The organism is Kineococcus rubinsiae, from assembly GCF_011839805.1.
Lineage (GTDB): Bacteria > Actinomycetota > Actinomycetes > Actinomycetales > Kineococcaceae > Kineococcus > Kineococcus rubinsiae.
Window position 1 is genome coordinate 21,413 of sequence record NZ_VWPY01000049.1, and the last position, 10,774, is coordinate 32,186.

Genomic DNA, 10,774 nt, shown 5'->3' on the forward strand with positions numbered 1-10,774 from the left:
GTTCCCGCCCGTGTCTAGGGTGGAGCCCGGACCAGGGCCGGCGCCCCCCGGCGGGGAGACCGCCGTCGCCCCCGCGGTCCGGAGCACCTTGGAGGAACGCGTGGCGAAGGACCGCAGCCGCCCCCGGACGTCGACGGTGCTCTGGGAAGGGGTGCAGCGCCTCCTCGCCGAGGGGGGCGAGGGTCCCCGCTCCGTCGTCGACCTGGGCGGCGGCACCGGCGGTCTCGCCGTGCGCGTCGCCGCCCTCGGCCACCAGGTGGTCGTGGTCGACCCCAGCCCCGACGCCCTCGCCGCGCTGGAGCGCCGCACCGTCGAGGCCGGCCTCGCCGGCCGGGTCCGCGCGCTGCAGGGCGACGCGACCGACCTGCCCGGCCTGCTGGGCGAGGGCAGCGCGGACCTGCTGCTGTGCCACGGCGTGCTCGAGGTCGTCGACGACCCGTCGGCGGCCCTCGCCGCCGCGCACCGGACCCTGCGCCCGGGCGGCCACCTCAGCCTGCTCGTCGCGCAGTGGCCGGCAACCGTCCTCTCGCGGGCCCTGGCCGGCCAGCTCACGCAGGCGCTGCACGTCCTGTCCGACCCCGACCACCGCTCCAGCGCGGGCGACCCGCTGCGCCGGCGCTTCGACCGCACCACCGCCACCGCCCTGGCCGAGCAGGCCGGGTTCACCGTCACCGAGGTCGAGGGGACGCGGACCTTCAGCGACGTCGTGCCCCCGGCGAGCACCGAGTCCGACGCCGACGTGGCGCTGCTGCGCGAGCTCGAAGGGGTCGCCGCGCGGTCCCCGGAGCTCCTCGGGCTCGCGGGGCACCTGCACCTGCACGCCCGGCGCTGACCCCGGCGCGCCCACCGGCGCCGCCTCGGTCTCCGCTCCGCGCGCCCCAGGCGTGCCCGTCCTCGCGGCGCCCGCCGTCGTGTCCGTCCTCGCGGTGCCCGCCGTCGCGTCCGGCCTCACCGGGTCCCCCCGCGGGGCCGTCGCGTGAGCCGCCGGCAGCTGCGCCCGGCGGCCGAGGGCTGGGGGATCGACTCCGACGACGACACCGGCTGCACCGTGCTGCACGCCGACATGGACGCCTTCTACGCCTCCGTCGAGCTGCTGCGGCACCCCGAGCTGCGGGGGACGCCGGTCATCGTGGGGGGCGGCAACCGCGGGGTCGTCCTGTCGGCGACCTACGAGGCCCGCCGCTACGGGGTGCACGCCGCCATGCCCATGAGCCGGGCCCGCCGGCTCTGCCCCGTGGCCACCGTGCTGCCCCCGCACCACGAGGACTACGCGCGCATCTCCGACGGGATCATGGCGGTCTTCCGCTCCGTCACCCCCGTCGTGGAGCCCCTCAGCCTCGACGAGGCGTTCCTCGACGTCTCCGGGGCGGTGCGCCGCCTCGGCAACCCGGCGGCGATCGCGCAGCTGCTGCGGGACCGGATCGCCGACGAGCAGGGGATCACCTGCTCGGTGGGCGTGGCCTCCAGCAAGTTCGTCGCCAAGCTCGCCTCCGGCGGCGCCAAGCCCGACGGCCTGCTCGTCGTGCCGCACGCGCAGACCGTGGCGTTCCTGCACGCCCTGCCCGTCGGGGCGCTGTGGGGGGTGGGCGAGCGGACCGAGGAGACCCTGCAGCGCCTGGGGCTGCGCACCGTCGCCGACATCGCCCACACCCCGCTGGCCACCCTGTGCCGGGGGCTCGGCGAGGCCACCGGCAAGCACCTGCACGAGCTGTCGTGGGGCCGCGACGCCCGCCGCGTCGTCGCGACCGCCCCCGAGCGCAGCATCGGCAGCGAGGAGACCTTCTCCCGCGACGTGGACGACCCGGACGTCGTGCACCGCGAGCTGCTGCGCCTGGCCGAGCGGACAGCGTCGCGCGCGCGGTCGGCGGGGATGGCGGGGCGCACCGTGGTGCTGAAGGTGCGGTTCGCCGACTTCACGACGATCACCCGGTCCCGGACCCTGCGCGAGCACACCGACGTCACCCGCGAGGTGCACGCGACGGCCCGCGACCTCTACGACGCCCTCGGCCTGCAGCGGGCACGGCTGCGCCTGGTCGGCGTCCGCCTCGAGGGCCTCGTCGACGCCTCCACCCGGACCCACCAGCTCGTGCTCGGCGAACGCCCCCAGGGGTGGCGCGAGGCCGACGACGCGGTGGACCGCGCGAGCGCCCGCTTCGGGGCCGGAAGTGTGAGACCGGCCACGCTGCTGACCCCCGGAACCACTCGGCCGTCCCCGTCCGTTGGCTCCAGGTGGGGGTGAGCGACCCCGACCGCCAGACGAACCGGCTGCCGGTGGGTGACGATGTGGTAAGCCGAGTTTCGTCCACGCCCGCGGGGACATATCCTTTGAGACCTACCATGCGCACGCCAGGAGGTACAGGTGCCGCTCTCCGAGCATGAGCAGCGTCTGCTCGAGCAGATGGAACGTGCGCTGTCCGCGGACGATCCCAAGTTCGCCAACGCCATGCGGGGTTCCCGCCAGGGCCGAGCTGCGCGCAGGCGCCTCCTCGTCGGCATCGTCGCCGTCGTCGTGGGCCTCGTGCTGCTGGTCATCGCCGTCAGCAGCGGTCAGACCTGGCTGGGGGCGGCGAGCTTCGTGGTGATGCTCGCCGGCGCCTTCTGGGCCCTCTCGCCGGCGAAGGCCACGACGGACGCCCGGGCAGCCACCCCGCCCACCGCGGGTGCTCCCCGTCCCACGTCGCGTCCCGCCCGGTCGCGCAAGAGCGGCTCCTTCATGGAGCGGCTCGAGCAGCGCTGGGACCGGCGCCGCAACCAGTGGTGACCTCCTAGACCCCGACCTCGCAGAGACCCGGCTCTCAGAGCCGACCCCCGGACTCTGTCCGCCCGCCTGCGCGCACCGGTGCTCGCAGGTCGCCTCCGGACGCCCTCCTCCGAACTGCCGCCCGTCACGGCTCGCGCCGTCACGCCGACGTGACGCCCCCGCGTCCACGTCGCCGTGACGCTCCCGCGTCCACGTCGCCGTGACGCTCCCGCGTCGTGGTCCGGCGCGGACCCCCGCTCGGGCGCTTCCCGCTGCGCCGGGACGCCGGACCACGCCGCCCCCCAGGGCTGCCGCCGTCCCCGCGCTCACCCTCACCGCACGCGGCGGCGCCTCACCGCGGCGTGGTGGACCCACCTGCACGCCCGCGGTGGAGCGACGGCCGTACGCGAGGGGTCATGGGCAAGAGGTGGCCGCCCGGCGCACCGGGAGACCGGGTGGAGCCGGAGGTCAGCTCCGGTCCCACCACCGCAGCAGCGCCCGCGTCCCCGCGGAGGGGAGCCAGCGCGCGCGCCAGCGCGGCACGCGGGGCCGGCGCGCGGAGATCGCCGCGACGACGTGGTCCACCTGGCTGCGCACGACGCGCGCCTGCGCGGTCGCCGTCCGCTCCAGCGTCGCCACCCCGCCCGACGCCACCCCACTCGACGCATCGGTGCCAGGACCGGCGGCGGTCATCGACCCCGCGCCGAACCGGGCGCTCTCGACGGCCCGGCGCAGGCGCGTGAGCTCCTCCACGGCCTCGGGGGGCAGGGCGACGAGGGACTCCACGGCGGCGGCGGACTGCCGCGGCGTGTCCGAGGGCGCCCAGCGGGCCCCGAGGTCGCGGGTGCGGTCCTCCAGGTCGGCCCAGGCCGCCTCGGCGGCACCGCTCGTGCCGCTCGCGCGGGACCAGCGCCGCCGCGCCAGCAGGGCGCTGCTCGTGACGGGCAGCAGCAGGGCGAGCAGCACCAGCAGCCCGCCGAGGATCCAGCCCCACGGCAGGGCCAGGAAGCGGTCGGCGGCGGAGCGCTGCGCGTCGGCGCCCGCGCCGCCGGCGGCGGAGCTGGTCGCGCTGGCGGAGGCGGTCGGCGCCGCGCTCGTCGCCTGCGGCAGGGCGGGGGCCGTCGAGGCGCTCGCGGTGGGCGTGGGCAGCGGTGCCGCGGGCACGCTGTAGGACGGCGACTGACCGGTGCGCGTCGCGGGGGTCGGCTCGAAGCGGACCCAGCCCGTGCCCTCGAAGTACAGCTCCGGCCAGGCGTGCGCGTCCTGCGCGCTGATCCGCCAGCTGCCGTCGGCCACCTCCTCGCCGGGCAGGAAGCCGATCGCGACCCGGGCGGGGATGCCGAGCGAGCGGGACATCACCGCCATCGCGGAGGCGAACTGCACGCAGAACCCGGTCTTCTCGGCGAGGAAGGTCGCGACCGCGTTGGAGCCGCCGTCGTTGGGGGCCGAGGTCGAGTAGGTGAAGCCGCCGGTCGAGCGGAAGTACCGCTGCAGCGCCGCGGCCTGCTCGTAGGGGTCGCGGGCGCCCTGGGTCACCTGGACCGCGGCGTCGCGGACGCTCTGGGGGAGGTCGTCCGGCAGGGCCGTGTACTTCTCGCGCAGCTCGTCCGGGGCGGGCGCGGCGGTGCGCAGCTCGTCCTCCGTGGGCTCCACGTCGAGGTGGGTCACCGTGTAGCGCCGGTTGCGGGTCGTCTCCCCGTCGCCGACGACGTTGAGGCTCTCGGCCTCGTAGAGCCAGTCGCCGGCGATGGCGACGCGCTCGGCCGGGTAGGGCAGCGGGAGGTAGGTCTGGTCCAGCCCGCGCACGGAGATCTGCGTCGAGTGGGGCACGGCCTGCGCCCGCTCGGCGTCGGAGAGCCCGGGCGCGGTGGGCAGCCCGTCCTGCACGCGCTGGCTGCGGGGGATGTCCCCCCCGGTGCTGGGCGCCCAGGTCTCCCCGTCGAACACGTCGGCGGTGACGATGCGCAGCGGCGCGGGGTCCTGCTGGTCGGTCTGGTAGGTCAAGATCGTCGCGTCGGAGCGGGCGCCGAGGCTCGCCTTGAGGTTGAGGATCGGGTTGATGACGGCGATGGTGTCGCCGCTGCCCGTGTCGATGGTCAGGGGCCGCTCGTCCAGGTCGGGCGCCACCGCGGGGACCGCGACGGCCGCCAGCAGGGCGACGACGGCGGTGACTCCGGCCGTCGCCCCCGCAGCCGAGCGCGCCGAGGTGCCGGTGGTGGCCGTGACGGCCCCGGTGCCCGCGCGGCGCACGCCGTGCAGGGCGGCCGGCCAGCCGCTGCGGCGCCGGCCCACGGCCAGCAGCACGAGGTAGGGCACCGCCGCGACGAGGAACGCGGAAGCCGACGACCCGCCGGGCGCCAGCGCCAGCGGCACCGCGTAGACGGCGGCCAGCGGGACCCCGGCCAGCGCGGGGCGGCGCAGGGTCACCGCGAGCAGGTCCACGGCCAGCGCCGCGAGGCCCGCCCCGCTCACCAGCAGCAGGCGCAGCCCGCGCAGGTCCACGGCCGGGACGCTGTAGCGCTGCACGACCTGGATCCCGTCGCCCACGAGCTGCACGAAGCGGCCCGGGGTCGCGGGCGTCGGCACGACGCCGAGCAGGGTCGTCCCGCCGCCGAAGAGGACGAGGGTCGCCACGAGGAGGACGAGGACCTGCCCGAGGACGGCCACGCCCGTGCGGCGGGTCAGTGCCCGCAGCAGGATGCCGCTGCCCGTCACGGCGGCCACCACGGCCAGGGCCGGCACGAGCCAGCCCGACGTCACCACCAGCGGCCGCAGCGACAGCACCACTCCGGCGCTCGCCAGGCCCGCCCAGCACGCGGTGCGCGCACTTCGCGTCACGGTCGTCCCCTCTGCACGGTCGGGTGCCCGGTCCTCGCGCGGGAGGCCGGGCACGGTCCCCGGACACCAGTGTCACCCGGCGCGGGCGCGCTCGCGGCCACGGGTGCCGCGCGCCCGGGCCGTTCAGCCGAGGGCGTCACGGACGTCGGGGGCCGCGACGGGTGCGCGGGCCCCCACCCGGGCGAGGCGGGCCCAGACGTCGGGCAGGGCGTCGGTCGGGGAGGCGGTGGCCGTGCGCCAGCCGGCGCGCGCCAGGACGAGCTGCGCGCGCTGCAGCCCGCGCTCGGGGTCGGCGTCCGGCGCCGGCGGAGTGCCCCCGCGCCGGTGCGCCGGGTCCCACTCCCGCGTGCGCAGCAGCAGGGCCAGCGCCGGTGCGCCGAGCGGGCGCGCGCTCATCAGCGGCCGGACGTCCTCCACGTCGACGTCGCCGAGCACGGCCACCAGCAGCGTCGAGTCGGCGCGGCCGAGGGCGGCCACGGAGCGGGAGAGGCTGTCGGGCGGCCCGGGGGTCAGCCGGGACAGCGACCGCAGCAGCGAGCGCACAGCGGACGTCTCGTCCAGCTCGCGCACCGGCTCCACCTGCCCGCCGTGCAGGAGCTGCACGTGGTGCCCGCGCCGGTGCAGGTGCACGGCGGCGGAGGCCGCGGCGCTGACGGCCCACTCCAGCGAGGACGCGGCGCCCGCCCCGCGGTGGCCGCTGAGCCGGTCGTCGAGCAGCAGCAGCACGTCGGGGCGGCCGGGGTGCTCGTCGGAGCGGACCATGACCTGCCCGCGCCGGGCCGTCGAGCGCCAGTGCACCCGCCGCAGGTCGTCGCCGACGCGGTACTCGCGGATCGAGGCGTCGTCGGGGGACGTGGTGGCCGACGCGCTGGCGGAGGAGCCGCGGGAGCCGCCGAGGTCGCCGAGGGTCAGCTCGGTCAGCTCGTGCACGCGGGGCAGGACGTCGATGACGACGGGGTCGCCGAGGACCTGGCTCGACTCCGTGAGGCCCAGGACGTCGCGCGCCCGAAGGACGGCCGGTCCGATCGGGAACGAGCCGCGGACGTCCGACCTCAGGGTGTGGTCGAGGTCGAGGACCTCACCGTCGGCGAGGGTGGGCACGGGCAGCCGCGGCGTGCCGCCCAGGGCCAGCGGGACGTCGTCCTCGACGAGCAGGCGTGCGCCGGTCGTGCGCCCCGTGCCCCGCACCGACAGGCGGACGCGGGCGGGGTTGCCGGCTTCGACGAAGCCGACCTTCGACCTGGACTCGAGGGTGAGGCTGCTGCGCGAGCGGAGCGCGGCGGAGGCCCCGACGCCCAGCAGGACGGCCAGCAGCACCCCGATGCGCAGGATGTCGCGCTGACCGAGCACCGGCCCACCCACCAGGGTGACCACCGCGACCACGCCGACCGTCCACCCGCGCGGCGTCAGCCGCAGCGGCCGCGGGGACGGGCGGCGGGGACCGCGCGGCGGGGTCACCGGGGGGAGGGCAGCGCGGTGGTGCGCAGGACGTCGAGGACGACGTCCGCACCGTCGCGTCCCGACAGCTGGGCGTCGGCGGTCAGCAGCAGCCGGTGGGCCACGACGGGCACCGCGAGGGCCTGCACGTCGTCCGGCAGCACGTGGTCGCGGCCGTCGAGCGCGGCCCGCGACCGCGCGGCGCGCAGCAGGTGCAGCGCGGCCCGCGGTGACGCCCCGAGCCGGAGGTCGGGGTGGGACCTGGTGCGCCGCACCAGGTCCACGACGTACTGCTTGAGCGCCTCGGCCGCGTGCACGCCGCGCACGGCCTGCGTCAGCGCCCGCACCTCGCTCACGTCGACGACGGGCCCGAGCCGGTCCAGCGGCTGCGTCTGGCCGTGCTGGGAGAGCATCGTCAGCTCGGCGTCCGCGGACGGGTAGCCCATGGAGATGCGGGCCATGAACCGGTCGCGCTGGGCCTCCGGCAGCGGGTAGGTGCCGTCCATCTCGATCGGGTTCTGGGTCGCGAAGACGATGAAGGGCCGCTGCAGGCCCCACGTGGTGCCGTCGACGGTCACCTGCCCCTCCTCCATGCACTCCAGGAGGGCCGACTGCGTCTTGGGCGAGGCGCGGTTGATCTCGTCGCCGATCACCACGTTGGCGAAGACCACGCCGGGGCGGAACTCGAACTCGCCGCGCTCCTGGTTCCAGACGCTGGAGCCCGTCACGTCCGAGGGCAGCAGGTCCGGGGTGAACTGGATGCGCCGCACGGTGCCGGAGATGGAGCGCGCCAGGGCCTTCGCCAGCATCGTCTTGCCGACCCCGGGCACGTCCTCGACCAGCAGGTGGCCCTCGGCGAAGAGGACGGTCAGCGCCAGGCGGACCGTCTCGTCCTTGCCCTGGATGACCTGGTCCACCGCACGCGCGAGCGTGTCGGCCGTCGCGGTGAGCCGCTCCAGCGCGGCGGGCAGCTCGGCCTCGCTCGGCGGCGCGTCGGGCGCGGGCTGCTGCGCCCGCCCCCCGCCCGCGTCGTAGCTGCCGGGCGGTGCGCTCGTCGTGGTCACTGGCCCTCGTCTCTCCAGGGGAGCACGCACCCGGGGCACGCGTCCTCGTCAGGCCGAGCCGGCTGACCGGCTCGACCACCGCGCCCCACTGTGCCCCACCGCGTGCCCGCTCCGCCCCTCCACCCCCGTCCGGACGCCGGTTCGGCCCTGTCCGGACCCCGCTGCGAGCCCCTCCGGTGCCTCCGCGTGGTCCCGCGGCGTGAACACGCAGTGGAGGAGTCGCGCGCACGGGACCCGCCCTCCACTGCCCTCCACCGCCCTGACCTGCAGCGATGGGTCGACCGGCCGGTCACTCTCGGTCATCGGCAGTTGACGGTGGAGCGAAGTGGAGTACCGTGGAGGACAGCGGGCCAGAAGGGTCGCTGACAGACCATCCGGCCGGGGGTGTGGCGTGTTCCTGGGCACCCACACGCCGCGCCTGGACGACAAGGGCCGCCTGATCCTCCCCGCGAAGTTCCGCGAGCAGCTCTCGGACGGCCTGGTCATCACGCGAGGGCAGGAACGCTGCCTCTACCTCTTCCCGATGCAGGAGTTCGAGCGGATGCACGAGGAGCTGCGGCAGGCGCCGCTGACCCGCAAGGAGGCGCGCGACTACCTGCGCGTCTTCCTGTCGGGGGCCTCGGACGAGACGCCCGACAAGCAGGGGCGCTTCACGGTGCCCCCGGTCCTGCGCACCTACGCCGGTCTGGACCGCGACGTCGCCGTCATCGGTGCCGGCGCGCGGGTCGAGCTCTGGGACCTCCCGACGTGGGAGACCTACCTCGCGGCCGCCGAGCAGCCCTTCTCCGACCAGTCGGAGGAGGTGCTGCCGGGCATCGTCTGACCAGCCTGACCCTCGACCCCACGTCGAGGGTGGGCGGAGCACCGCAGGTCGCGGCCTCCAGCCGCTCCGACCTCCAGGGCCCGGCCCTGACGCCACTTCCCCGGCGCCAGGCCCGGACCAGGGGGCGAGGAGCGGATGGGGACCACGGTGTGCGGGCGGGACGACGAGGACGGGTGCGGGACCGCCGAGAGCGGCGGGAGGGGCGGACCGGGGGAGACCCCGGGACGGGCAGGCGGCGGGACCGGTGCGGTGACAGGGCAGCAGGGGGGTGGGACGTGACCGAGGCGAGCGCCGGCGGGGAGTTCCCCGACCCCGAGCTCGAGCTCGAGGTCGGCGCCCGGCACCGCTCGGTGCTGCTCGAGCGCTGCACCGAGCTGCTGCTGCCCGCGCTGCAGCACCCCGGGTCCGTCGCCGTGGACGCGACCCTCGGCATGGGCGGCCACGCCGCCGAGCTGCTGCGCCGCAGCCCCACCACGCGCCTGGTCGGGATCGACCGCGACCCGCAGGCGCTCGAGCTCGCCGGCCGCCGCCTCGCGGCCTTCGGCGACCGGGTCACCCTCGTGCACGCGGTGCACGACGCCCTGCCCGCGGTCCTGGACGGCCTGGGCCTGGAGACGGTCGACGCGGTGTTCTTCGACCTCGGCGTCTCCTCCCTGCAGCTGGACGAGGTCGAGCGGGGTTTCTCCTACTCCCGCGACGCGCCCCTGGACATGCGGATGGACGCCACGTCCACGGGGCCGACGGCCGCCGACGTCCTGAACACCTACTCCCACAGCGACCTCGCGCGCCTGCTGCGCGTCTACGGCGAGGAGCGGTTCGCCCCGCGGATCGCCTCGGCCGTCCTGCGCGAGCGCGAGCGGGAACCCTTCACGTCCTCTGCACGGCTGGTGGACCTGGTGCGCGCCAACGTTCCTGCGGCGACCCGGCGCACCGGGGGAAACCCCGCCAAGCGCACGTTCCAGGCGCTGCGCATCGAGGTGAACGACGAACTCCGCGTCGTCGAGCGCGCCCTGCCGGCCGCGTTCGAGCGGCTCGCGGTCGGCGGCCGCCTGGCCGTGCTCACGTTCCACTCCCTCGAGGACCGCATCGCCAAAACCGTTCTGCGGCAGCTCTCCACGAGCACCGCACCGCCGGACATGCCGGTCGCCCCACCGGGGACCGGACCGCGCGCGGAACTCCTGACCCGTTCCGGGGAGACCGCCGACGAGGCGGAACTCGCCGAGAATCCGCGCTCGGCGTCGGCGCGCCTTCGTGCCGTCGTCCGGCTGCCCGCCGATGATCGTGAGCACGGCGCCGCGGCGTCGGGCCGGATCCCGCGGCGGGCCGGGCCTCCCCGGCCCGGGCGTCACCGCGGGTCGAGTCCCGCACCTGTCCACGACCCCCCACCGCCGGACGAGAACGGCACGAGCGACGGAAGGACCCGGGAATGAGCCAGCCCCTCATCGCGGCCCGCAACGCACCGGTCCGCGTGAACCGGGCGCGCCCCGAGGTCACGAGCCCCGAGCGCCCCGCGCTGCGCGTCGTCACCCCGCCCGCCGCGCTGCGGCTTCGGGTGCCCCTGCCGCTTGCCTGCGTCCTGCTGCTGACCCTCGGCCTGTTCGGCCTGCTCATGACGAACATCGCCATCGCCGGCGACGCGTACCAGATCACCGACCGCCAGGTGGAGTCCTCGGCCCTCGCCGACCAGCAGCAGGCGGCCGACGAGGCCCTGGCCGCGCTGTCCGCGCCGCAGAACCTCGCCGCCGCCGCCGCGGAGCTCGGCATGGTCCCGGCCCCCGGGGCCGTGCACCTGACGGGCGCGGGGGTCGTCGGGGAGGCCGACGCGGCCGTCGCCCCGACCCCCACCCCGCCGGCCCCCGCGCAGCCCGCGGC

9 protein-coding genes are annotated in these 10,774 nt (G+C 76.6%); 6 read left to right on the plus strand and 3 right to left on the minus strand.

The features are described from left to right. The first annotated feature begins 100 nt into the window (after positions 1-100). The 3 genes from F1544_RS18355 to F1544_RS18365 all read left to right on the plus strand — a co-directional run bounded on the left by F1544_RS18355 (position 101) and on the right by F1544_RS18365 (position 2,761). A complete protein-coding gene (locus tag F1544_RS18355; protein WP_167587572.1) occupies positions 101-832 on the plus strand; it encodes a methyltransferase domain-containing protein in 732 nt (243 codons plus the stop codon). A gap of 144 nt (positions 833-976) precedes the next feature. Continuing rightward, the gene (dinB, locus tag F1544_RS18360) at positions 977-2,239 is read left to right on the plus strand and encodes a DNA polymerase IV (protein ID WP_167587573.1); all 1,263 of its coding nucleotides are present in this window, start codon (positions 977-979) and stop codon (positions 2,237-2,239) included. Positions 2,240-2,359: 120 nt separating this feature from the next. Then, entirely contained in the window at positions 2,360-2,761 is a 402-nt protein-coding gene (locus F1544_RS18365) for an SCO2097 family morphological protein (RefSeq protein WP_167587574.1), read from the plus strand. A 447-nt stretch (positions 2,762-3,208) separates the two neighbouring features. Here the strand turns inward: F1544_RS18365 and F1544_RS18370 are convergent, their stop codons facing one another. The 3 genes from F1544_RS18370 to F1544_RS18380 all read right to left on the minus strand — a co-directional run bounded on the left by F1544_RS18370 (position 3,209) and on the right by F1544_RS18380 (position 8,079). Beyond that, positions 3,209-5,578, minus strand: a complete 2,370-nt coding sequence (locus tag F1544_RS18370; protein ID WP_167587575.1) for a transglutaminase TgpA family protein — start codon at positions 5,576-5,578, stop codon at positions 3,209-3,211. A 123-nt stretch (positions 5,579-5,701) separates the two neighbouring features. Next, positions 5,702-7,036: a DUF58 domain-containing protein gene (locus tag F1544_RS25905; protein ID WP_167587576.1), complete on the minus strand. Its 1,335-nt coding sequence runs from the start codon at positions 7,034-7,036 to the stop codon at positions 5,702-5,704. After that, positions 7,033-8,079 carry an AAA family ATPase gene (locus F1544_RS18380; protein ID WP_167587577.1) on the minus strand — a complete coding sequence of 349 codons (1,047 nt, stop codon included), beginning with the start codon at positions 8,077-8,079 and terminating at the stop codon, positions 7,033-7,035. The genes F1544_RS25905 and F1544_RS18380 overlap by 4 nt, the downstream gene beginning before the upstream one ends. 391 nt (positions 8,080-8,470) lie before the next feature. Between F1544_RS18380 and mraZ the strand changes: the two genes are divergently transcribed. From mraZ to ftsL, 3 genes are all read left to right on the plus strand, one after another. Beyond that, complete coding sequence (gene mraZ, locus F1544_RS18385) at positions 8,471-8,902, plus strand: division/cell wall cluster transcriptional repressor MraZ (RefSeq protein WP_167587578.1); 432 nt, start codon at positions 8,471-8,473, stop codon at positions 8,900-8,902. 275 nt (positions 8,903-9,177) lie between these two features. Next, positions 9,178-10,332 carry a 16S rRNA (cytosine(1402)-N(4))-methyltransferase RsmH gene (rsmH, locus tag F1544_RS18390; protein WP_167587579.1) on the plus strand — a complete coding sequence of 385 codons (1,155 nt, stop codon included), beginning with the start codon at positions 9,178-9,180 and terminating at the stop codon, positions 10,330-10,332. Next, positions 10,329-10,774 (plus strand): cell division protein FtsL (gene ftsL, locus F1544_RS18395; RefSeq protein WP_208972152.1); only part of this gene is annotated, 446 nt, incomplete at its 3' end. The genes rsmH and ftsL, both read left to right, overlap by 4 nt.